The organism is Vibrio sp. YYF0003 (assembly GCF_036350715.1).
Lineage (GTDB): Bacteria > Pseudomonadota > Gammaproteobacteria > Enterobacterales > Vibrionaceae > Vibrio > Vibrio natriegens.
Genome location: NZ_JAZDWA010000001.1, coordinates 1,078,899 through 1,100,901, shown reverse-complemented (window position 1 = coordinate 1,100,901; position 22,003 = coordinate 1,078,899). Strand labels below are relative to the sequence as shown.

The window sequence follows — 22,003 nt, the reverse complement described above, 5'->3', positions numbered from 1 at the left end:
CGGAGGCCGATAATGATTCATTTACCAAACGATGATGCAACATGTGGCTGGTATCATGCGCTACCAAAAACGCCAGAAAAACCTTCGTTGCAAGGGAATATAAATGCAGATTACGTGGTATTGGGCGCTGGGTTTGCGGGTCTTGCGATGGCGAGACGTTTAGCTGAGCATGAACCTGATGCACGAATTCTCTTGATTGATGCGCAGCGCATAGGTCAGGGAGCCTCCGGGAGAAATTCTGGATTTGTGATCGACTTACCGCATAAGTTTTCTTTAGAGCATCCGGACCCAGCTCACAAGCAGAAGTTACTGGCGTTAAACCGTTCTGCGATCGGTCAATTAGATTGTTTGATCAGCAAATTCAATATTGATTGCCAGTGGTCCGCAAAAGGTAAATATCAGGGCGCGGTTGGAGAAAGGGGCGAGGCTTATCTCGATCACTTTGAGCACTTGATGAAAGACTTGGGCGAACCGTATTTCCACGTGGATCGAGCAGAACTTGCAAAAGTACTCGGTACAAATTACTACAGCCGAGCCATTTACACTCCAGGTGGCTATTTAATGCAGCCAGCAGCACTAGTTCACGGCTTGGGTGAGAGCTTGCCTGATAACGTAGAAGTGCTAGAAAACTCTCCTATTCGCCGCTTGAGTAAAGAGAATGACAATTGGGTGTTGCATGGCGATAAAGGCTCAGTTCGCACACCAGAATTGTTGCTAGGAACCAGCATTTTTACTCGAGAGTTTGGCTACCTGAAAAATCGACTGCTTCCGGTGATGACGTTCGCGAGTTGGACTCGTCCTCTGACGGACGCCGAAATGCAGCGTTATGGTGGTGAACTGAACTGGGGGCTGACTCCGGCTGACCATGCGGGGACGACGCTACGTATGACAGCGGATCGCCGAATACTGATTCGTAATACTTACAAACACGTACCTAAGTATGGCTCAAGTGTCAGTGACAAAATGAGGCAAAGTATTCAAGAAGATCATCGTCAAGTGTTCTTGGCCCGTTATCCAGAGCTTGCCGATGTACCTTTTACTCACACGTGGGGCGGCGTTTATGCCATCTCTCGAAATTTCACCAATTTCTTTGGTCAGCTCGACAAAGGGGTGTATGCCAGTGCTTGTGACAATGGCGTTGGGGCCGCATGGGGAACAGTTTCCGGCACTTTACTTGCGGATTATGCAGTAGGGGCGACCTCCAAACTTCTTGATGATATTCAACAAGTAACCGGTATGCCTAGCCTGAATCCGCCGGAGCCGTTTTTGGGTATGGGAGTGAGGAGTCGTATTCAATTAGCTAAGTGGCAAAGCCGGAGTGAATTATGAAGCAAGTAAAACTCGTCGATAGCAAAACACTCGACTTCAACGTGCGCGGTGATACTCCTGGCATGGCTTATGTAGCAAGAGCGCTCAGCCCGGAGATTTCACCAAATATTGGTGTTGGATTTGCTAAGTGGGAAGGCGCAGAAGTTGCGTGGACAGTACTTTATGATGAAGTGGTTTTTGTCATAGAAGGGTGTTTTGAACTGACCGCAAATGGAGAAACTCATTTTGTTCGCCCCGGACAAATGCTTTGGATTCCTGAAGGTACCGAGTTAGTTTATGGCGGACACGCGTTATTTGGTTATGTTGTACACCCGGGAAACTGGAAGGAACTGCACGGTATCGAATAACACGAGCAGAGGTTTGTAGGCATGACTTTTCCTGTTTTTAGACTGCTAAACTGAGAACTAACATTGAGTTTCGATTAAAAAGGGAAGCCTTAGCTTCCCTTAAATCTTTACATCACGCTAGGGCACAAGATTTTATTTGAATTCAAACTTGCCTTGCATGACTGCCCAGTGGCCAGGGAATGAACAGAAGAAAGAGTAGTCACCGCCCGCGGTCATTTTTTCAGTGCTGAAAGTGATACTTGTACTTTCGCCGCCACCAACGACGTCGGTGTGAGCATAGACACGCTCGTCATCAGGCTTCACGTAGTTATTATCCGCACCTGCGTTCATGCCATCGGTGCCGACGGCTTGAATGTTCGCTGTATCTGCAATAACAACGTTGTGACCCATTGACTGAGCTGGCATTTTACCAGTGTGGTTCAGAGTCAACGTTACTTCGCTACACGTTGCCGGAACACTCAGAGTTTTGGTAGAAAACTGCATCATATCGTTAGCATCCAGAGATACTTCACACTCGGCACTGGCTTGTGCGCCAAAGCTTACTCCAACAAGTGCAAAGGTTGCTGCTAATAAACGTAAAGACATATAACACTCTCCATTTTATATTTTTGGCTGACTGGTTTCATATGAACCTATTCTCATTATCAACGAGTTAATATCGTAAAACTGTGCTGTGAGCGGTACGTTGACACTTTGTTGCAAACTTATACTCATTCATCTCTATGATTGATCACATGACGCATTGCGAGTGGAAAATGCACAAAATAAGAGACAGATAAAAAATAGCAGGCGATTTGGTATTAAGCGAAAAATGAAAAAGCTCAACCATTAGGCTGAGCTTATTGTGAAGAGCAGGTGTGTTATCGAGTTTGTTTCAATTCTTTCAGAACATCGTGTAGCGAAGGGACGATAGAATGACCGAATTGGCGTACTTCGTCACATGGCTCTACCAAATCTGGGATCTGATAAGTCGACATATTTGCGGCGACAGCGGCACGCACACCATTGTTGGAATCTTCAAAAGCCAGGCACTTAGTCGGTTCAACATTCAGTCTGTTGGCAGCAAGTAAGTAGATTTCCGGGTCAGGTTTACCATTGCTTACTTCACAACCTGTCGTCAGGTTGTCGATATATTTGCTCAATCCTGCCAGTTCAAGTTTGATCTTAGCGACATCCTTAGCTGTCGATGTCGCAACGGCGATAGGTAAACTCTGCTCTTTCAGCCATTCTAGCAGTTCTACGACGCCCTCCTTTACAGGAATCGCCTGGTGCTTGACTACAGCGTTGTAACGGGTTCGCCATTCTTGATGCAGGCGGTCCAGATCATTTCCATAAGCTTTGCGGAAAATGGCTTCAATACCTGCGGCATTACGCCCAATGATTGACAGGTATACTTCTTTGTAAAAAGGAAGTTGTTGTACTTCGCAGGCTTCTTGGAACACGCGCATACAGACACGCTCAGTATCAAGAAGCAAACCGTCCATATCAAAAATAGCAGCGTGATAATTCATTACTTTGCCGGTTTGTTGAGTGATGGGGTATTCTGACATAAGTCACACTTTATTTCTCGCGAATTTAAACTGGTCGCGTGTTTACAGCATTGATTCTGTCCTTCAATCATGCAGTTTCCTTTGTGAAAATCAGAGATAAATTACGAGTAAAAAGCAGAATTCTTTAGTAGCATGTTACAAAAGATTTAAATTCAGTTGATTAGGGAAGCAGGCAATGGAAAAACAACGTGTAGCATTTATTGGTTTGGGTGTAATGGGCTACCCAATGGCAGGCTATTTAAGTAAAGCTGGCTACGAAACCAAAGTATACAACCGCACAAAAGCAAAAGCTGACCAGTGGGCAGAAGAATACAACGGTGTTGCCTGTGAAACACCTGCACAAGCGGCAGAAGGATGTGACATCGTATTTACTTGCGTAGGCAATGATGATGACGTTCGTAGTGTGGTTTATGGCGAAGAAGGGCTTCTGGTTGGTCTTAAGCCGGGCGCTGTATTAGTCGATCACACCACGACTTCCGCAGATTTGGCTGTCGAACTGGCGGACGCTTGCACTAAGGTTGGTAATCATTTTATCGATGCCCCAGTTTCTGGTGGTCAGGCGGGTGCTGAAAATGGTGTCCTAACCATCATGTGTGGCGGTGATTCGAATGTCTTTGAACAGGTTGCGCCTGCGATGGACGTCTACGCAAAACAAATTACGTTGCTGGGTGAGAACGGTCAGGGGCAACGATGCAAAATGGTCAATCAAATTTGTATTGCCGGCGTACTGCAAGGCTTGAGTGAAGCTCTGCTACTGGCTCAACAATCTGGTTTAGATATTGAACAAGTTGTCGAAACACTGAAACATGGTGCCGCTGGGTCATGGCAAATGGAAAACCGTGCCAAGACCATGGCGCAAGATAAATTCGACTTTGGCTTCGCGATTGACTGGATGCGCAAAGATCTTGGGTTCTGCCTTAAAGAAGCTGAGCGTGTTGGTTTGCAGCTTCCGTTAACCCAAATGGTTGATCAACAATACGCTGACCTACAGCTTGACGGTCTTGGGCGTATGGATACCTCGGTACTAATCAAAGCCGTGGCTAAAAGTTAGGGTCTGTTGACCTTTCGAGCTGATTTTTGCAGCAGTTTGTGGGTTCTTTATGCAAGGCAGAGGCTTTGAAATGTAGTTTACCTACCTGATAAGCCGATAACGTAGTAGAAAGGAGCCACAAACGCTGCCCGAAGGGTTCGGCTAAAAGCATTTTACTCTTTGTTGAGAGGTGTTTTGCTTAGAATTACTAGGCTACAAACCTCTCGCCGCGATTAAAATGCTTTTATCTCGAACAAAATTTAACCACGAAAGGTTAACAGACCCTAGTAATAGATAAACAACTCTTGAGTATCGAAGAGCTTAAAGAAGTCGAAGCTAATCATACTTATCTCCTTACGAATTAGAGGTGCGTAATGCGCCTCTTTTTATTGGTATTAACTCAGGGCTTGTAGGGAAGATTATTATGGATAGATTCTGGTGGAAAGCGGATTGTACTTATTGAATTGATAGTCGGTGACTATGTTCCAAAACTGGATGAAATCAGAAAAGTACTACGTTGAACTGCTTGAATTTAAGAGTGAAATGGATGTTGATACGTAAGGGTAGCCAGTTGCTAAAAACGAGTGCTTGATTCAGAGAGCAGTTGCTTTTGTGAGGCAATGTGTTTCTGTGAACCAAGCATCTCGTGATGATTGATTTTGAGCCTGTTAGGTGTGTCGCTTACACCAAAAGGCCAAAGTTAAGCGTATTTGACTTCGAGCTGTTCTGCTTTCGAGAACCCCTCGTGAGTGGCAAGTTGGTTTCCATAACTTTCAATATTAGGGAAATGTTTGCTCATGCCAAACTTATGTACCAATTCCACTATGAAAGACATCATGATGTCTGCTCCGGTTAAGCGCTCCTCTACCAGATAGGTTTTCTCTTCCAAAGCTTGCTCGAAGTAATTCAAAACACTCATGGTTTCTTTATCTGCGTAGCCTGATAAGAACTCTGTTTGAGTTGGTTCTTTGCTTACAAAGACTTTCAGCAATATTGGTAATATCGCCGAGCTTTCAGCAAAGTGCATCCACTGCAAGTACTGCGTATGAGCTTTCGTTCCGCGTTCTGGAGCAAGTTGACCATCGCCGTATTTTTCGATCAGATACTCTGTAATTGCGCCTGATTCAATGATGATTTCACCGTCATCTTCCAGAACTGGTGACTTGCCTAGTGGATGTACACTTTTAAGCTCTGGAGGCGCCAAAAAAGTCACTTTGTCACGTGCATACGGTACGACTTCATAGTCCACATTGAGCTCTTCGAGTAACCAGATAATGCGTTTCGAGCGAGACTGATTGAGATGGTGAAGTTTAATCATTCTTTATCCTATATTTATAGAGGGTTGTTTACCTGAACAACAACTTTGCCGAAGTTTTTTCCTTCGAGCAGACCGATGAACGCATCAGGTGCATTTTCCAGGCCTTGTACGAGTTGTTCACGGTATTGGATCTTTCCTTCTGCCAACCACTGGTTCATGTCTTGCGCAAATTCATCGTAACGGTGTCCGTAGTCATCAAAAATGATGAATCCTTGAACTTTGATTCTCTTTGTCAGAATGTTAACCATCAGTAGTGGCAGGTGGTCTGTGCCTTGTGGAAGCTCGGTCGCATTGTATTGAGAAATCAAACCACATACAGGAATACGGGCGTTTGTATTAAGCAGCGGAAGTACCGCATCGAATACCTTGCCGCCTACGTTTTCGAAGTAGACATCGATGCCATTGTCACATGTATTTTTCAATTGTTGCGCGAAATCGTCGGCTTTATGATCAATACACTCATCGAAGCCCAACTCTTCTTTTGCATAGCGACATTTCTCTTCACCACCGGCAATACCGACTACGCGACAGCCTTTAAGTTTTGCAATTTGACCGACCGTTGAGCCAACGGGGCCGGTTGCCGAAGCAACGACGATAGTTTCCCCTGGTTTTGGCTGGCCGATATCAAGCAATCCCATGTATGCCGTAAAGCCAGGCATACCTGCTACGCCTAGTGCATACGAAGGGTTTTGTGGATTTTTGCCCAATTTAATGACCATTTCGCCTGTTGAAATCGCGTAGTCTTGCCAACCCACAGTGTAAGCGAGTACCCATTCACCCGCCTCGTAATCTGGGTGGTTTGATACTTCAACCTGACACACGGTTCCTGCAACCATTACGTCATCAATTGCAACTGGTTCTGCGTAAGATTCCGCATCACTCATACGACCGCGCATATAAGGGTCGAGTGATAGGTAAACGGCTCTTAACAACATTTCACCATCTTTTGGTACTGGCTTTGCCACTTCTTCCAGTCTAAAGTTTTCAGTTGTTGGTGCGCCGTGTGGACGTGATGCAAGTACGATTCTGCGGTTAAGTGCGTCTGTCATGTTATTTTCACCTTAGATTAGACCGGTCGTCTAGTTTTTATTGCAAAATATCCCGCTCTGAGAGCGGGAAAGTATTTTGTGTCTGCAAAGGCTAGCCTTAAACAGACACTTATAGGGTTGTTCTCTTACTGCGTTGTTGAAGCCACTTACGATAAAGTGCGTGTGTTCTGCAATAGATCTTGAGTATAGGTCAGACTCTGCGTCAGTGCCGTCTGATCTTGATACAGCTTGTTGAGTAAGCTTGCACCATTCCAAAGGTAGTAAAGTTGTCTTGCTAACAAAGCACTGTCACCATTTGCAATTGATCCGTCTTGAATGCCAACATCAATACAGTCCGCGATGGCTTGAATTGATTTGTCGGCTCCACGACGTAGTGCAAGTCGCATTGGTTCGGAAAGGTCAGAAACTTCCGCGCTAAGTTTGACTAACAGACATTTGTTCGCATTACATACATCTTGTTCAACTTTTGCCAATTCCTCAAAGTAGCTCATCAGACGTTGGTATCCGTTGCGATCAGTATTGGTAAAGAGCTCATCTAACTTGTGGAAATAGCGATCGAAGTAAGCCTCAATCAAAGCCTCACCAAACTGCTCTTTGGATTTAAAGTAATGATAAAACGAGCCCTTTGGCACTGCTGCCGTTTTTAGAAGCTCGGAAAGTCCAACGCTCGTAAAGCCTCGGGTTACGATTAACTCGTATCCGACCTCGAGAATATGTTGGCGTGTGTCGTTAGTCTTAGCGTTCATGGGACGTACTATAATTAAAATTAGACCAGTCGTCTAGTTTGTTTTGATCAACTCGTATTCAATAACGAAAAGTGTGTCAGTATCAGGGTAAATCTCCCTAATCAGCTGCTTTAACTTTGGTAACTCCATGGCTTCTTGTTCTGCGTGGAACTCGTTGATTTCATAAAAGTTAAGTGGATTTACCGATAGGATCTTGATGTCACAGACCTTGCGGTTAGTCTCTAAAGTAAAGACTTCCACTTCGGTATTTGGGATGTAGTGACTTTCTGACTTATCTCGTATCGTGATGGTTTTTTTGCCCGATGTGATCAAAGGGGTCAGAAATTCAAAAAAGGTGATGGTTGTTGGATGAGATGACATGCAGCACTCGCTTCTCAAGGTTATGTAAATGCATTATATAGCGATACCTGAATAACCTCGAGGTGCTTATTTCAGTGCACGTCGCTTATTAATCCTCAGTTGGCTAAAACCGACAGCTTAGTGATTTCGTATGCTAAGCCATACCTTAGCGGCAAAGTAACCAAGTAACATGCCGCTCCAATTGGTACTGAGATCCGCAACGCTGAATGTGCGGTTGGGGATAAAAAGCTGACTAAACTCTTCGAGTGAAATTATTAACAGCAGACACAGCAAAAGGCGAATTCCAAAAGCATCTGCTTTGATTGGTCTGGCATGGCGGGGAAATGCAAATACGGCACAGAGGCCAATCAGCAGACTGAAGGTAAAGTGGAGCGTCGTTGATCCGCCAACATAGTGCTCCATATTGAGATAGGTCGCATGACTCAAATCAGAACTTTTCCATAAGGAAAGGATGACGGTCAGTAGTGATACGAAGCCAAAACTGATGCGCGCAATCATAGAAGACATAATTAGCCTACCGGAAAGAATCCCAAATATCGTTTAACAAAGTACAGTGCGGCAAGGTTCTGTATCGCCATTCCGATTGCCATAGCCCAAGCTGCGCCAATAACACCGTGAATGTGGCACAAGACGAGCAGCAGCAAAATCGAGATAGTTCCAGAGCCAATGGTGATGTATTTCATTGTTTTTTCATGTCCGCTCATTAAAAGCAGAAACCCGACCGAGCCAGTGGCAACGTTGACCAATTGACCGAGGGACAGCACCACAAGAAGAGGCGCGGCAGCGACAAACTCTTCGCCAAAAAAATTCAGTACAAATACAGGGTACAGTGTACAAATCAACACTGGAATTAATGCGGCTGCAATGTTCATTCGACAGGCCATCCGGCTCAAATTGCGTAATTTGTCCATCTCACCTTCTTTGTAAAGTGACGCAAACATTGGAGCGACGACAAAGTTAATAGTGATTAACACAAAGCCGATCAATAGTGAGGTCCGTTGGGCTGCGGCTAACAAGCCAATCTCTGAAGCGGAAATGAAGAACCCTGCGATGACGAGGCTTCCCCACTGCAGTACATTGTTAAATATGCTCCCAATCCAGACTTGTTTGGCTGAAGCCGTCAGTTGGAGATTAGGCGTTGACGTTGGTTTGCGAAATTGCCCCGATCTCACCCAGTTTGTTGTCGATGTCGTGGCAACAATCACGCATGTTAGCAGTAGAGCTGCCATGAGATAGTTGAGACTTTGCAGGCCAAACATGGCTAAAGCAGCAATGGCAAACACCATCAGCATACTCACACCCAATTGCAAAGCGAATAGCGAAGAGACCACTTTTTTGCTCGCTTGCAAGACTCGGCTATTGGTTTGTCCAAGTACTAAGAAAGGAACACAGAGTAACGCGAGTGCAACGGCTGGTAGTGGGGCATTGGTCTGATTGACTGTCTCGGGGAATAGATAGAATCCGGCAAAAATGGCCAGTCCGGCCGGGACGCAAAATGCGAAGCTTCGGGATAACGCTGTTTTGTAATTATCGCTTTGTTGCTGAGCATTGTGACTGTTAAAGGCTATGGCGTTGTATCTCACCAAAGCCACGTCAAAGCCCAACTGAGAAATAATCGCGGTCAGTGATACTAGATTAAATAAGAAGAAAAACTGACCTGCTATCGAGGCATCTGTGGTTCGGGACACCATGACTGCAAGCAAAAATGCAAACAATGCGCTGAACACTCGGGTAAGCGCGGTTTTTAAGCCAAGTGAGAACAAGCTTTTTTGTTCGCTGGGCGCAGACAGTCTTTTTTGATGAAAGGCGTGAAACATGTAATCTCTCTAACGGTAGATGCTGTTCAAAGCGAGACGCTGTTTTTCTTCACTGAATGTGTCGTTCAATTCAGTCGTGTATTGGCCAAAATCAATATCGTGATAGTGGTTGATACAGTGGGCCAGCTGTTTTGCCATTTCTTGCGGCGTTTGCGCCAAAAATGGATAGTTCAGAGCTTCTGTCGCGCCAATCTTGCGAATCACCATTGGGAGATGCAGCTTAGCGGCCTCGAGAATCGTTAGTGGCATGCCTTCCCAAGCGGCAGTGTGCAGATAAATATCCGACGCTTTTAATTGCTTCATAACTTCACTACGAGGAAGCATGCCAGTCACGTGTACGCCTTGGTCTTTTAAACGCTGTTCAAGCTCTTGGTCGCCACCACCAATCCAGGTGATCTCAAACTGACGATTGAGTGTCGCAACATCAAGGTGGGAAAGAGTATCAATCAGAAACTGAGGGTCTTTCTGAGGTGCGACCCGGCCAAGTACCACCAGTTTTAATGCGGCGGCTTTATCTCGGCTTTCGCGCTCTTCACTTTGATAAGATACGTAGTTATTAAGTAACTCAGCCTGCTTGGCGCCGATGCTGATGGCTAAGTCACATTCACGTTGGCTACATCCCGCCACGATATCGATTCTATCTAACCGCAAGCGCTCTAACGTTTTATAGAGTTGTCGAGCAAAGCCTGAAATATCCTCCCGCTCAAATGCGTAGCAGTGGGGCGTGTAAACTAATCGTGCGTTGTTGAGTCGCAAAAAACGCCCCAAAAAGCCTGCTTTGCTCGAGTGTAGGTGGACAATATCTGGTTTGACTTCATCGATTGTTTTATTTGCATCTTTGATGAACTGCAGCAGTCCACCCTTTACCCATTGAACACGTGAAAATACATCGTGGTCGCTGTCATTGGTTAAATCATTTTCGCGAGCTCTGGCAACCAGAAAATGCTGATAAGGTTCATGACGGGAAGAGTGCGTGTAACTGTAAAGTGCAGTTTGAACACCACCACCAAAAGATTCGGTTATATGCAGTACTTTTTTCATGATGACTTGGTTCCCGGAGTTTGCTGCCATTTGGACTTAAAAGCGTCTCGCTCTTGAACTGAGTAAACATGCTGATAAAGCGGCAAGTCGTACATGTAGAACAATTTAGAAAAATCGTATTGCTGCTTAAAATACTGATAGATATTTGAATACCATTTGTTTTTCGCTTCGTTGCTATTCTTCAACTCAAAATTGTCGACATTCAAGAACTGGCCAATCTCTCGGTCTAGCGAGCTGAGTTTTTCGCACTTAATTAACAGTACTTCTGCCTGACTGTTGCTAAAGGTAAAGAAAGGTTGGGTGTTATCAACCTTCTGGTCCATTACGTCGATGTTGAAGTTACGTTTCAGTTCGTTGTCGAACCAGTCGGCAAAATAGTTAAGATTAATGTAGTTGTCGAAGCAGTGCTCCAAATGCTGGTAGGTCACGTCCATGTCGTTGTGGATCGCTTCGTTTTTTTTACCTTCGATAAACTGAAAATGCAGGTCCTGGAAAAAGCGAGACAATACAGTAGCGATAGGGTCACGCACTAAAGTGACGATTTTTATCTGTTCGCGTTTTTGCAGAATTCGTTTTCTTTGGTTAAGGACCAAACGGTAAATTGCTCGGTTTTTGAAATCGAAGAATTTCTTCACATCGCGTTTGTTGTGATACATGTGGAACTCCTCATGATCATCAAAGGTATGGATGTGGTAACTGGGAATATTACGCTCTCCCAATGTGTGTTCAATGGAAGATGAGCCGACTTTGCCCATCTGGTAAACCAAGACAAAGTTGTCAGCTCGAAGCTCTCGGTTCTTTTCAAATTGTCGAGCGATTGAATATTTCATTGATCAAGTCCTTGATTATTAAAATTGGTGGCTTTAATTCCCGAACATGAAGGCATGCGGCTGGATTCATCCGTGCGTTTTATGCTGAGCATTACTGGTAGTAACAGGATTAAAATAATCGTGGTATTTACCGCAACGAAGCAGACCATAATGAGCGCGTACGCTGCGAGTAGCAGGCTTTTGCGGTTCTCATTTAAGCTGTAGAAGCAAAATTTGATGAAGAAAAAGTATCCACCGAACAACAGCGCTATACCCAGTAACCCATACTCAATGGCGGTATCTAGAACAAAGTTATGGGTGTAAATCGCCAGCTCTTGATAGTTAAAGTAATTGACCATGAAGCTAGGCAACATTTTGGCTCCCACACCTAAGATGGGATGCTGTTGCAGAATGTCGAAACCATTGGCGAGTAAAAGTTTTCGGTGCAAATTGGATACCCACCTCGCTTCACTCTGATTGGCAAACAAGATGTCTTCTTGGGTGAACTCTAGCTGATCGGCTAACGTGTCGAAGCCCACATATGAAGTGATGGACACCGCAGCCAATACCGCGAAACTCAGCGTCAGTAATATGGTCCAGGCATATGTTTCACTGACGGTTTTTCTCATCAAACTTTTAATGAAAAGCTGATCCAAAAGAAACAATAAACAAAAGCCAAGCAGGGCTTTGCGCTCTTGCGATAAAACCAGTAAGACCAGTGCTATCAGCATTAAAATATGGAAGGCGCGAATTTTGTCTCGATATAAATAGAGCAACGAGCAGAGCAGGCCAAAACCATACTTACTGACCCCAAGAAGCTTGAATCCACTTTGATAACCTTGGGCAAAATGCCAAGCGGCAACCAGACAGCAAATAACGAAGAGAATATAAGAAAAGTACACCATGACTCGTTCATCTTCGAAAGCTCCATAAGCGAACAGTAATCCGAGCAGACTAAGAATCGCTACCCACTGAACGGTTTCGGTAACGAGAGGCATCAAGGGCACACGATTAAGCAGGCCGTTAATAAACACATAACCGGTGAACAGCAATACAAATCCGATGCACGGATGCAGGAGCTTGCGTGTTTTGCTTTCCATAACAACAAGCGCACTTAATCCCAGAGAGAGAAGGCTTGCGATATCACTCGGCGCTAGCGCAATACCTCCCGCTTGAATTTTCACTGGCACAAAAAAGAGCGCTAGGGTAAACGCAGCCAGCAGAGGAATGTAATTACTTACTGGCATAGAGTTCATCATAAGCCTTGTAATAGCTCTCTCTGAATTGTTCCAGAGTGAAAGATTTACAACGTTCGACAAAAAATTGGGTAGCCATTTCATAATGGGCTTGGCTACTGCAAATTATCTCAATTTTATCGGCTAATTCCTGTTCGTTTCCTAGTTCAAATAAGTAGGAGTCGTTACCAATCACTTCATCTAATCCCGGAACATTCGAGCCTAAAACGGGCAACCCTTCAGCCATCGCTTCCACGGCGGCCAGCCCAAATCCCTCAATAATTGAAGATTGAACATACACATCAAGATTGGATAAAAAAGTCGGCACATCTGAGATGACACCATGCCAGTGCACACGGTGAGCGCAATTTAATTGTTGCGCTAAATCTTTCAGCTGTTGTTTTTTATCACCGTCACCCGCTAAATGAAGGTGGTAGTGTTCCGGTAATTTAGCGATGGCCTTTATGAGCGTCGGGTGATCTTTATAGCCATGAAGTCTGCCTGCCATCCCGATATTGATTAGGCTGTCTGGTTGAATTCTGCTATACGATTTGGCTTTTCTGGAGAAACGATTTAAGTCGACGCCATTGTAAATAACGTCGTAGCGATCCTTGTATCTCGGCAAGAACCTGACTAACTCTTCTCTTACTTTATTGGTGATACAAATCGTTTTCTGATGTTTTTGGTACATCAGATACTCCGTAAACTTCAAGGCAGGGTAATCTCTGCGTCTGTTCGTCGTATTGTGTTCGGTTTGTACCCGTTTCTTACCAATCGCCAGTAAAGCGACGTATATCGAAGGAAATAAATGGCTGTGGATCAGGTTTGGCCAGCGCAACAGCCTCCACTTTTCTTTTATCGACAGGGAAGGCCAGTAATAGAAACTGACCCCGTTTTCATTTAACTGGGTCTCGAAGTCATTGTCTTTATTCAGAACCAGTATCTTTACTTCGTAGTGGGGCTTATGCTTAACAACAAGGTCAACCAGAAAGCGCTGCGCTCCCCCGTTGTTAGATAAGTCATTAATTATATGCAGTATCTTCATTTATCTACCAAGCTGTTTCTGTGTGTATTTGTTCTTGATGTTGTCAATTTCTGAGCTCGTAAAGAAATGCATAGCAAGCTTTGAAGAAAGCATGTCCTCAACAAACTCTGGTTTGAGTTGGTAAGAGCTCTTGAACTCAGTGGCAAGTGGCGAGTACCACTTGTTCTCGGATTGGTTGTCATGAGTCACTTGGATGTCTTGCTGCAAAAATTCACTGATCGCCCGCTGTGACTGGTCCAGTTTGTCGGTTCTAATCACCATCAAAGAGAAGTTGCCCTTTTGATAGGTTTGATAACCAAGCTCATGATCAAACGGATGAATGAAAACATCTATTCCTGTGAGTGCTTTGATTTCGTTGTCAAACCACTCAAGCGGATAGTGATGATTCACATGCTCCTCAAACGCTTCATGAAGCAGTTGAGGACGTTCTGAACGGACTGCACTGTCATCTTTGAGGTATTTATCCGCGACCCAAAAAGGGAGTGACTGAAAGAGCATGGATATGTTTCTGCCAATAGGCTCTCTGACCAGCGAGATAATACGAACATGCTGTTTACGTTTTAGCATGTTGATCATAATGGCCCGTTTCAGTAGCCGCTTGACGTAGTTGGTTTTTGGTTTGTATAACTGTGCTCGCACAGGGGAGATCTGTTTTGACGCCGAAATGGACATCAGGTCATGCAGATGGATGGATCCCTCAATCGACTTTTCGAGTGCACTCGAACCCACTTTTCCCATTTGGTATATCAATACGGGCTGTTCCTGACGCTTCAGCGTTTGGTACCAAGACACTTGTTTAGTAGGCGTATTTGTGGACATATAACGCTTCCCCTTCCTTAGATTTTGCCTGTGTAATAAGCACGCCAAGAGATGGTACGGAATGTTGTAATTGTTTGGATAACGCAACGTTAACCAGTTGTGCTTTGGTCGACTCTGCGCGAATAACGGTAATCAGACCATTCGCATACTGACCCAAAATCAGAGCATCGCTCACTGACAGTAGTGGTGGTGTGTCAATAATGATGCGGTCGTATTTTTCCTGAAGGTAATCCAATAGCTTTTTAAAGCGTGCCGAGGCTAACAGTTCCTGCGGATTTGGCGGAATTAATCCTGCTGGCAAAACATCCAGCTTTGCTTCTTCCACTCTCACAATGCAGTCTTTAATGGACGTATCCATCGTAAGTATGTTGGTTAATCCCGGTTGAGATTCGGCAATGTCGAACCTTTTGGCCAATGAAGGTTGGCGAAGGTCGCAGTCAATGATCAATACCTTTTCCATGGTAGAAAAAGACACGGCCATATTAATGCTGGTGGACGTTTTCCCTTCTTCCGGGATAGCAGAAGTAAAGGGCAGAACTTTCTGTTTTGCGTTGGTCAGTCTGAGTAACAGAGAGGTTCTGACGGAGCGACACGCTTCACTAAACAGTTTTTCATTCTTGTCTAAGTAAGCTGTGTAGCTGAGCCCACTTTTACGCAAGCGACGACTTTTGACGAGTGGGATAGTGCCCAAGCAGGTCACGCCTAGTTTTTCTTCAACATCCGATGCGGTTCTTATCACCTCACGCAATGTTTCTAAAATGATGACGAGCGCACAGGCAATTGCAAATCCGAATACTGTTGCAATAAAAACCAGCTTCATTCTCTGTGGCGCAACGGGAAACAGAGGAATAATGGCTTTATCTGTGAAACGAGCAGTGACATTTTTGTAGTCGCTGGTCGCACTGGTTTCCTTCTCTCGGTTTAAGAACGCTTCGTAAAGCGCTTTATTGGATTCAACTTCTCGCTTGAGTTGTTCATAGCGCGCTTTTTGTGAACCCAATGATTGGAACTCTGTTTTCTTGCGATTCAACTCAGCACGCAGCATGTCTTCCTGAGATTTTGCTGACAGTAAGTCTTGCTGTTTACTGAACGAGATTTCTCGAATGAGCTGTTGGGTTCTGGTTTGGATCGAATCTAATTGAGCCTTCGCCTGAATCATACGATCGTGCTTAGGTCCGTAACGCTGTGCCAGTTCGGACAAGTTCTTCTCCGCCTGAGCCTCCGAGAGTTTCAGATCACGGATCTGTACTTGGTTGGCGAACTCATCTATCGACAGCAGGCTATCTAAGCTTTGCGATGATTTACGCCTCAGAAGCTGAATCAACGATTGCGCTTCAATACGGTTGTTAACAGCGGTGTTGAGTTTTCGGTTGAGCTCTTCCAGCTCATTGGCGTAGATTTCATCGATACCGTTGATATCAATCAGCCCCTCTTGCAATAAGAAGTCTTGCAGAGCCTGTTCTGAGTCTCTCAAACGCTCTTCTAACTTTTGTGAGTTGTTGGTCAGCCAGGTTGCGGCATTTTGTGTGACGACTAATTTCGCTTCAAAGTTTGTGTCGATGTAGGCTTGACCCACCGCATTGGCGACTTGTGTTGCTAGTTTAGGATCCACCGATCGAAAACGGATTTTAACCATTTGCGTATTGCGGACAGGTTCTATTTCTAGCTTGTCTTTAAATGTTTGCAGTGCTCGATAATAGGTATCGGAATACTGCGCTGTTTCTGTTGGGTTTGGCGTAACGTTGAGTAAGTCTTGAACCAGTGGAATTGATTTTATGTTATCAATGGTTTGTTTTAGCCCACCTGTACTCGTGAACTCGGGATACTGAGTCAAGTTAAGGCCTTGGATAACCTTATCCGCGATATGGTTCGACTGTAAAATCGCCACTTGAGTCTGGAAGTACTCTTTCTTGGTCGTATCCACGCCATAGACTTCTTCTATGGACAAAGCGCTTTTTTGCTCTTCTTGAATCAAAAGTGTTGCTGTTGCTTGGTATATAGAAGTTTTGGAGTAGATATACCAAGTGCAGGCCAAAGAGAAAATTAAGGTAAAAGCAGCAATACTCAACCAGTTCTTTTTGAGCGTATTATAGTGATGACCAAAACGAATCAGTTCTACTTTGTTCATCGGGAAGGTGCTTGGGTGAGTTCCGTTCATTTGATTACCTGTCACTTAAAAGAAGCTTTGATCAATAAATACAATGTCACCAGGCTCAACATTCAGGTGCATATCGACATTTTCTACCGTTTTACCGGTCTTGTGTTTGGTGAGGTTAATTCCTTTGCGTGATGCTCTGTCAGTGAGCCCACCCGCAAGAGCGATCGCTTTTTCTATCGTCAGCCCCGGACGATATTCAAAACCTCCGGGTTTACGTACTTCGCCATTGACGTAGAAAAGGCGGAAGTTATTGATCGTAACCATGACTTTTGGATCAATCAGGTAATCGCCTTTCAGCCCGGTCTCAATTTCATCTTTAATCTGTTTTGGCGTTTTCTGGATAGCTTTAATTCTGCCGAGATAAGGGTAATCAAAGTAGCCGTCAGACGTGATCTGTATGTTCAAAATCGACAAATCTTCTTCACCATAAACTTGTATCGAAATGGTATCCCCGGTATCAAGTAGGTAGTCTTGTTCATTCGTTGTAGCCGTGGCGAACGTGCTAAATAGCAATAAAACCAGGCTGATAAGCGTCGTTAATGGGTTCATTAAAAATCCTTTTTACAGCGAAAATTGAGTGCTTAGTGTCCAAACATTCTGTTGGAAGCTATAGCCTGTTCGGTCTGACGTTTTATCTTGGTATTGCCAGTTGGCCTGCAGTAGAATCCAACGTTTGATTTGATAGTCGATACCGGCAGACAGCGAGTAACGTTCGCTATCTCTTGAATCACTTTCCGGCAGTTCCCCGGTGTAGTCATCTTCTTGGTATAGGAATCCTAACTCTGTGGCGAGGTAGCTGTTCCAGTCATGCTTAAAATCAATTCGATAGCGTGTTTGCAGGTTGTAGTCGCCATCTTGATCTGGATTAACCGCAGCTTGAGTTGTTTTTACCGTAATCAGCGTTTGCTCTTGAGGTAACCACTCAAAGCCGATATCCCAACTGAAGCCTTTAAAAGTTTCTCGCTCATTGCTATCAAAGTCTTTTATTTGGTAGCCAAGTCGAGCAATACCCTGTGTTTTTCCGGTTACTTCCCATTGTGCCCCGGTATAGTAAAAGCCCGCTGTACTGTCTCTGGATGCCATGGCTGGGTTGCTGTGCTGATAATCGGTTTGAATTTGTCTGCTACCTATCAGCCAATAGGTTCTTGGCGTTGCTCGCAAATAAAACTCAGCGTGAGCACTGGGTGCTCTAAAGTCGTTGTATTTTGTTTTCGCATTTGGTGCGAACGTTAAGCCGTCGCGATAGTTTTGGTAGGTTTTGTCGCTATAGTTAATACCGAACTCGAAACGTCCTTTGGCCCCTTCAGAACCAAAAATGTAATTGGTTTTTAGATCGTTACGGTGGAATCTAATTGGCGAGTCAACCGCGTCACCGTTGCCTTCTGTGATGTTCTCACCTCTCAATTCATGTTGGGCACGGAATTGGTAATCGACGACCAGACGATTCCGGTGGTTAAACTCAAAGAAATTGGTGAATTGAAACGTATGATCATCGTAATCATTACTGTCATCCGATGAGAAGCCCGATTTCAATTTGTACATAAGGTTAGCGCGATATTGATTTCGCTCGATTCGGGCAAGCAGGCTTGGCTCTACTCCCCAAGTATTAATGGACTTCGCGTTCTCTTCGTCTTTATTCACGTTGTCGTCGCCTTCATAAAAGGCTTTCACTTGCGGAATAAATTCAATACCTGAGCCAGTTGTATACGCCATTGGTTCTGCCAAAGTGAGCATTGGCAAAAAGAGTAGCGAAATGATTGGAGTTGCCGTCTTCATCGTCTCTACCTTAGTAAGCGTTAGCGCCGGTGAATCCTTTAAATACGGTCAGGAATATGATTTTTATATCCATCCATACCGACCATTGGTGGATGTATTCCAAATCAAACTCGACGCGTTTTTCCATTTTATCGAGAGTATCGGTTTCGCCTCGGTAACCGTTAATTTGAGCCCAGCCAGTAATGCCGGGTTTTACTTTATGTCGCAGCATGTAACGGTCGACAATTTGACGATACTCTTCGTTGTGGGCAACGGCGTGAGGACGCGGTCCTACGATGGACATGGTGCCTTGCAATACGTTAAAAAACTGCGGTAACTCGTCGAGTGATGTGCGGCGTAGAAACCCACCAAACGGGGTAATACGAGGGTCGTTTTTTGTTGCCTGTTTAATGTGGCTACCTTGATCCATGGTGGTCATGGAACGGAATTTCCAAACGGCAATTTTGCGACCATCCAAACCATAGCGGTGCTGCTTAAAGATGACTGGTCCTTTGGACGTTGCTTTGATGCCGATAGCTATCGCAATGAGTATTGGCGAGATCAAGAGCAAGATCAGACTTGAGAAAATGATATCTTCAAGTCGTTTTATCCAGGATGAAACACCAGCGAAAGGCGTGTCGAAAACGCTGAGAGTCTGAACCTGCCCGATTTGATCCCAGCGAGAATGCAACAAGTTATAGGTAAAGAAATCTGGTATGAGGTATGTGTTCGCGGTGGTGTCAGAGAACTGATTAAGAAGCGATGCGATACGCTCATTCGCATGCATTGGCATCGCGATATAAACATAATCAACGTCGCCCTTTTTAGCGCGTTCTAGTGCTTGGTCAACAGGACCTTTTATCGGGTATTGGGAGTGAGGGAGTCTGTCTATGGAACGTTCGTCGTAGAAACCATCAAACAAGACACCGTGCTCGGTATGAGATTGTATTTCGTTCGCTAGGGTAATACCGTGTGGGGTTTGGCCGATAATGATGGCTGTACGAGTGTTTAAACCCATTGTTCGCAAATACGCTAAGCCCGTGCGGAAGGCCAGTCTCCACGTTAAAAGTAAAAGCGGTGTAATGATCACCCAAAATCCTAAAATGCTGCGATCAAACAATGGATACACTTCAGAAAAATAAATAACCGCAAACAGCAATGTGATGGTTATCAGCCACGACATACAGGTGATGAATGCTTGTGCTTTAAATGAGCTGGTACGCCACGAGCGATAAAGGTTGCCGCTCTCAGCCATCAAAAAAAATGAGATGCCAGCGACAAATGAGAGTATGACGTAGTCCTTGTCCATTGTGGTATGCGTTCCTCTGAATACCAGAAACAGCATAAAGAAGACAATGACGGTAAGATCGGCGATGCGATATAAAAAAGCGAACTCTGCTTCATGAGAACGAATAAGTCCTTTGTATTTCATTACCTAGATTCCCTTCTGACACGCTACCGCCAATGGAGTTATTGTCCAGTGGTTGTGCCGTAAACGTTTTAATTAGTGAACAGATTTTTCAACGAACTTTTGTACTGCGAAAACACTTAAATTCGGTATTAAGTTTAAAAATTCGTTGCGTAAAGGTAAGTGGAATTAAGAATGAAATTTAAACTTGGTGCTCAGCTTCTTATTTAAGATAAAGCTGGTACTTAGAAGCAAGGGATGAGTAAAAGTATGATGAAAGTAGACTGAAAATTTAGACTAAGGTTTATATAGCTAGTGGCCTAATGAACTAGCTTTTGAGCAGAAAAATAATGGATTAGTTGTGGTTATTTTTAATTAGACGTATTGCTATGAGTGGCTTTGATGAATATTTTTGCTTTATTGGCCGGATATAAAAATCCCTCTCAAGTGAGGAGAGGGATTTTTAGCAATTAGAGGTGAACTAATTATTCGACGTCTACGCCATTCTCTTTAAATAGGCGACGACATGCGCGACCATCGCTGTGGAATAGGTGACAACGGTGTGCCGGGATACCAATTTCCAATTTATCACCCAGGTCGACAGCTAGCGTATCTGGTTGACGGAAAATAACGTCAGCATCTGCACCTTCAAGGTTTAGGTATACCTGAGTTTCGTTACCTAGTTTCTCCACAATCATCACTTCACCGTGAATGCTTGCATCTGCTTCAGAAGCGGATAGTAAGTGCTCTGGACGGATACCCAAAGACATACGGTCACCGCGGTTAACGGTTGTGCCGTCAACAGGAATCCAGAATGATACGCCGTTAGATAGCTGAACTTTCACGCGTTCTGCTTCGGCTTCTTCAATAAATACACTCATGAAGTTCATTTTTGGAGAACCGATAAAGCCTGCTACGAAGCGGTTTTGTGGGTAATGGTATAGCTCTAGTGGCTTACCAACCTGAGAAACATAACCACCATCCAAAACGACGATCTTATCTGCCATTGTCATCGCTTCTACTTGGTCGTGCGTTACGTAAATCATCGTACAACCCAACTGGCGCTGTAGTTTAGTGATTTGAGAACGCATGTTTACACGCAGTGCCGCGTCAAGGTTAGACAGAGGCTCATCCAACAGGAATACGTTTGGCTGTGAAACCAGAGTTCGACCAATCGCTACACGTTGGCGTTGACCGCCTGAAAGTGCTTTAGGTTGACGTTCAAGCAGGTGACCTAGCTGTAGGATTTCTGCTGCGTGCTCAACACGTTTGTCAATCTCAGCTTTGTCTGCTTTAGCCAGCTTAAGACCGAATGACATGTTGTCATAAAGGTTTAAGTGTGGGTATAGAGCATAAGACTGGAATACCATACCAACACCACGTTTGGATGGTTCAACGTCATTCATGCGCTCGTCACCAATATATAAATCACCTGAAGTAATGTCTTCTAGACCGGCAATACAACGTAGAAGGGTAGATTTACCACAACCTGATGGACCTACGAAAACAACGAATTCACCTTCGTTAATTTCCAGATCTACGTTTTTAGAAATCAATACGTCGCCATACGCTTTACAAACATTTTTTAACGTGACACTCGCCATGTAGCTCGTCCTCGATCAAATTTTTATTTTTTCACCACTCATCATTATATGAATTATCTAGCGAGCAGTAACAGTAGGAATCGGTAAGTAAAGGTGGTTGATAAGAAAAGTAGGGTAGCACTTCAATAAATTGTCCTAAGAAGTGCTACCCGTCACAGCCAAGTACGAGTTTCTCTCCCCCACATTAATAGCGTTGTCTCCCCCGTGAAAAAATAACCACAAACAACACCAATCAATGACATTCCACTCGTATGGCAATGCAAAACCAGCCTATTTTCACCTAACTAATAGGTATAGCTGGGAAAGGGTTCTTACCATCCACTCTTGGATGGGTGCAGTTTCTAAGATTGTTCCTTTTGTCACATCCTCCTAATCGAAATAATTGTGGGGGGAGTAGACGGGGAGGAGTAAAAAAGGAGGAGTAATGAAGGAGTTGGGCGGAAATCACATTATCACACCACCTAAAGTTGAAGTGGATCACGACAAAAGCCCTTTTTGTGATTTGGGTCTCCTATGCTTGACGATATAGATCACGAAAATACGCCATAATTGATAGGGCGTAGGGATTAGGAGGATGAGACAT

21 protein-coding genes are annotated in these 22,003 nt (G+C 44.4%); 3 read left to right on the top strand and 18 right to left on the bottom strand.

From position 1 onward, the window contains the following. The first annotated feature begins 12 nt into the window (after positions 1-12). Both V1U08_RS04835 and V1U08_RS04830 read left to right on the top strand, forming a co-directional pair. Positions 13-1,329 carry an NAD(P)/FAD-dependent oxidoreductase gene (locus V1U08_RS04835; protein ID WP_330470071.1) on the top strand — a complete coding sequence of 439 codons (1,317 nt, stop codon included), beginning with the start codon at positions 13-15 and terminating at the stop codon, positions 1,327-1,329. Further along, positions 1,326-1,676 (top strand): cupin domain-containing protein, encoded by a 351-nt coding sequence (locus tag V1U08_RS04830; RefSeq protein WP_014234884.1) that lies wholly within the window; start codon positions 1,326-1,328, stop codon positions 1,674-1,676. The genes V1U08_RS04835 and V1U08_RS04830 overlap by 4 nt, the downstream gene beginning before the upstream one ends. A 132-nt stretch (positions 1,677-1,808) precedes the next feature. Here the strand turns inward: V1U08_RS04830 and azu are convergent, their stop codons facing one another. Continuing rightward, positions 1,809-2,261 (bottom strand): azurin, encoded by a 453-nt coding sequence (azu, locus tag V1U08_RS04825; RefSeq protein WP_020335439.1) that lies wholly within the window; start codon positions 2,259-2,261, stop codon positions 1,809-1,811. Positions 2,262-2,536: 275 nt separating this feature from the next. Beyond that, the gene (locus V1U08_RS04820) at positions 2,537-3,187 is read right to left on the bottom strand and encodes an HAD family hydrolase (RefSeq protein ID WP_014234882.1); all 651 of its coding nucleotides are present in this window, start codon (positions 3,185-3,187) and stop codon (positions 2,537-2,539) included. A 214-nt stretch (positions 3,188-3,401) separates the two neighbouring features. Here V1U08_RS04820 and V1U08_RS04815 point away from each other — a divergent pair, with 214 nt between their 5' ends. After that, the gene (locus V1U08_RS04815; protein ID WP_330470070.1) at positions 3,402-4,277 is read left to right on the top strand and encodes an NAD(P)-dependent oxidoreductase; all 876 of its coding nucleotides are present in this window, start codon (positions 3,402-3,404) and stop codon (positions 4,275-4,277) included. 679 nt (positions 4,278-4,956) lie between these two features. Here V1U08_RS04815 and V1U08_RS04810 read toward each other — a convergent pair. The 16 genes from V1U08_RS04810 to malK all read right to left on the bottom strand — a co-directional run bounded on the left by V1U08_RS04810 (position 4,957) and on the right by malK (position 21,420). After that, positions 4,957-5,574, bottom strand: coding sequence for a glutathione S-transferase family protein (locus tag V1U08_RS04810; protein ID WP_330470069.1), 618 nt, complete (start codon positions 5,572-5,574; stop codon positions 4,957-4,959). 14 nt (positions 5,575-5,588) lie between these two features. Further along, positions 5,589-6,623 carry an NADP-dependent oxidoreductase gene (locus V1U08_RS04805; protein ID WP_330470068.1) on the bottom strand — a complete coding sequence of 345 codons (1,035 nt, stop codon included), beginning with the start codon at positions 6,621-6,623 and terminating at the stop codon, positions 5,589-5,591. Positions 6,624-6,769: 146 nt separating this feature from the next. Further along, positions 6,770-7,369 (bottom strand): TetR/AcrR family transcriptional regulator, encoded by a 600-nt coding sequence (locus V1U08_RS04800; protein ID WP_065298140.1) that lies wholly within the window; start codon positions 7,367-7,369, stop codon positions 6,770-6,772. A gap of 33 nt (positions 7,370-7,402) precedes the next feature. Beyond that, the gene (gene yqfB, locus V1U08_RS04795; protein ID WP_330470067.1) at positions 7,403-7,729 is read right to left on the bottom strand and encodes a N(4)-acetylcytidine aminohydrolase; all 327 of its coding nucleotides are present in this window, start codon (positions 7,727-7,729) and stop codon (positions 7,403-7,405) included. Between the two features lie 117 nt (positions 7,730-7,846). After that, positions 7,847-8,236, bottom strand: coding sequence for a VanZ family protein (locus tag V1U08_RS04790; protein WP_065298142.1), 390 nt, complete (start codon positions 8,234-8,236; stop codon positions 7,847-7,849). Between the two features lie 2 nt (positions 8,237-8,238). Next, positions 8,239-9,546: an oligosaccharide flippase family protein gene (locus tag V1U08_RS04785; protein ID WP_330470066.1), complete on the bottom strand. Its 1,308-nt coding sequence runs from the start codon at positions 9,544-9,546 to the stop codon at positions 8,239-8,241. A 9-nt stretch (positions 9,547-9,555) separates the two neighbouring features. Beyond that, positions 9,556-10,587 (bottom strand): glycosyltransferase, encoded by a 1,032-nt coding sequence (locus V1U08_RS04780; protein WP_330470065.1) that lies wholly within the window; start codon positions 10,585-10,587, stop codon positions 9,556-9,558. Continuing rightward, entirely contained in the window at positions 10,584-11,417 is an 834-nt protein-coding gene (locus tag V1U08_RS04775) for a putative capsular polysaccharide synthesis family protein (RefSeq protein ID WP_330470064.1), read from the bottom strand. Before V1U08_RS04775 ends, V1U08_RS04780 begins: the two co-directional genes overlap by 4 nt. Next, positions 11,414-12,652, bottom strand: a complete 1,239-nt coding sequence (locus tag V1U08_RS04770; RefSeq protein WP_330470232.1) for an O-antigen ligase family protein — start codon at positions 12,650-12,652, stop codon at positions 11,414-11,416. The genes V1U08_RS04775 and V1U08_RS04770 overlap by 4 nt, the downstream gene beginning before the upstream one ends. Continuing rightward, a complete protein-coding gene (locus V1U08_RS04765; RefSeq protein ID WP_330470063.1) occupies positions 12,630-13,676 on the bottom strand; it encodes a glycosyltransferase in 1,047 nt (348 codons plus the stop codon). The genes V1U08_RS04770 and V1U08_RS04765 overlap by 23 nt, the downstream gene beginning before the upstream one ends. Beyond that, a complete protein-coding gene (locus V1U08_RS04760) occupies positions 13,677-14,495 on the bottom strand; it encodes a putative capsular polysaccharide synthesis family protein (RefSeq protein ID WP_330470062.1) in 819 nt (272 codons plus the stop codon). Next, positions 14,473-16,653 carry a GumC family protein gene (locus V1U08_RS04755; RefSeq protein ID WP_020335424.1) on the bottom strand — a complete coding sequence of 727 codons (2,181 nt, stop codon included), beginning with the start codon at positions 16,651-16,653 and terminating at the stop codon, positions 14,473-14,475. Before V1U08_RS04755 ends, V1U08_RS04760 begins: the two co-directional genes overlap by 23 nt. A 15-nt stretch (positions 16,654-16,668) precedes the next feature. After that, entirely contained in the window at positions 16,669-17,202 is a 534-nt protein-coding gene (locus tag V1U08_RS04750) for a polysaccharide biosynthesis/export family protein (RefSeq protein WP_014234868.1), read from the bottom strand. A gap of 12 nt (positions 17,203-17,214) precedes the next feature. After that, entirely contained in the window at positions 17,215-18,429 is a 1,215-nt protein-coding gene (locus tag V1U08_RS04745; protein WP_330470061.1) for an outer membrane beta-barrel protein, read from the bottom strand. A 10-nt stretch (positions 18,430-18,439) separates the two neighbouring features. Continuing rightward, positions 18,440-19,840, bottom strand: a complete 1,401-nt coding sequence (locus tag V1U08_RS04740; protein ID WP_330470060.1) for an undecaprenyl-phosphate glucose phosphotransferase — start codon at positions 19,838-19,840, stop codon at positions 18,440-18,442. Positions 19,841-20,301: 461 nt separating this feature from the next. Next, on the bottom strand, positions 20,302-21,420 hold the full coding sequence (malK, locus tag V1U08_RS04735; RefSeq protein ID WP_014234865.1) for a maltose/maltodextrin ABC transporter ATP-binding protein MalK: 1,119 nt from the start codon (positions 21,418-21,420) through the stop codon (positions 20,302-20,304). Between the last annotated feature and the right edge of the window lie 583 nt (positions 21,421-22,003).

What these genes read in the sequence shown, in the direction of transcription:
- V1U08_RS04785 (WP_330470066.1), bottom strand. Translation starts at nt 9,546, where the DNA reads ATGTTTCACGCCTTTCATCAAAAAAGACTGTCTGCGCCCAGCGAACAA.
- V1U08_RS04820 (WP_014234882.1), bottom strand. Translation starts at nt 3,187, where the DNA reads ATGAATTATCACGCTGCTATTTTTGATATGGACGGTTTGCTTCTTGAT.
- V1U08_RS04835 (WP_330470071.1), top strand. Translation starts at nt 13, where the DNA reads ATGATTCATTTACCAAACGATGATGCAACATGTGGCTGGTATCATGCG.
- V1U08_RS04745 (WP_330470061.1), bottom strand. Translation starts at nt 18,429, where the DNA reads ATGAAGACGGCAACTCCAATCATTTCGCTACTCTTTTTGCCAATGCTC.
- V1U08_RS04755 (WP_020335424.1), bottom strand. Translation starts at nt 16,653, where the DNA reads ATGAACGGAACTCACCCAAGCACCTTCCCGATGAACAAAGTAGAACTG.
- V1U08_RS04750 (WP_014234868.1), bottom strand. Translation starts at nt 17,202, where the DNA reads ATGAACCCATTAACGACGCTTATCAGCCTGGTTTTATTGCTATTTAGC.
- V1U08_RS04830 (WP_014234884.1), top strand. Translation starts at nt 1,326, where the DNA reads ATGAAGCAAGTAAAACTCGTCGATAGCAAAACACTCGACTTCAACGTG.
- V1U08_RS04810 (WP_330470069.1), bottom strand. Translation starts at nt 5,574, where the DNA reads ATGATTAAACTTCACCATCTCAATCAGTCTCGCTCGAAACGCATTATC.
- azu (WP_020335439.1), bottom strand. Translation starts at nt 2,261, where the DNA reads ATGTCTTTACGTTTATTAGCAGCAACCTTTGCACTTGTTGGAGTAAGC.
- V1U08_RS04815 (WP_330470070.1), top strand. Translation starts at nt 3,402, where the DNA reads ATGGAAAAACAACGTGTAGCATTTATTGGTTTGGGTGTAATGGGCTAC.
- V1U08_RS04780 (WP_330470065.1), bottom strand. Translation starts at nt 10,587, where the DNA reads ATGAAAAAAGTACTGCATATAACCGAATCTTTTGGTGGTGGTGTTCAA.
- yqfB (WP_330470067.1), bottom strand. Translation starts at nt 7,729, where the DNA reads ATGTCATCTCATCCAACAACCATCACCTTTTTTGAATTTCTGACCCCT.
- V1U08_RS04740 (WP_330470060.1), bottom strand. Translation starts at nt 19,840, where the DNA reads ATGAAATACAAAGGACTTATTCGTTCTCATGAAGCAGAGTTCGCTTTT.
- V1U08_RS04775 (WP_330470064.1), bottom strand. Translation starts at nt 11,417, where the DNA reads ATGAAATATTCAATCGCTCGACAATTTGAAAAGAACCGAGAGCTTCGA.
- V1U08_RS04770 (WP_330470232.1), bottom strand. Translation starts at nt 12,652, where the DNA reads ATGAACTCTATGCCAGTAAGTAATTACATTCCTCTGCTGGCTGCGTTT.
- V1U08_RS04765 (WP_330470063.1), bottom strand. Translation starts at nt 13,676, where the DNA reads ATGAAGATACTGCATATAATTAATGACTTATCTAACAACGGGGGAGCG.
- V1U08_RS04790 (WP_065298142.1), bottom strand. Translation starts at nt 8,236, where the DNA reads ATGTCTTCTATGATTGCGCGCATCAGTTTTGGCTTCGTATCACTACTG.
- malK (WP_014234865.1), bottom strand. Translation starts at nt 21,420, where the DNA reads ATGGCGAGTGTCACGTTAAAAAATGTTTGTAAAGCGTATGGCGACGTA.
- V1U08_RS04760 (WP_330470062.1), bottom strand. Translation starts at nt 14,495, where the DNA reads ATGTCCACAAATACGCCTACTAAACAAGTGTCTTGGTACCAAACGCTG.
- V1U08_RS04805 (WP_330470068.1), bottom strand. Translation starts at nt 6,623, where the DNA reads ATGACAGACGCACTTAACCGCAGAATCGTACTTGCATCACGTCCACAC.
- V1U08_RS04800 (WP_065298140.1), bottom strand. Translation starts at nt 7,369, where the DNA reads ATGAACGCTAAGACTAACGACACACGCCAACATATTCTCGAGGTCGGA.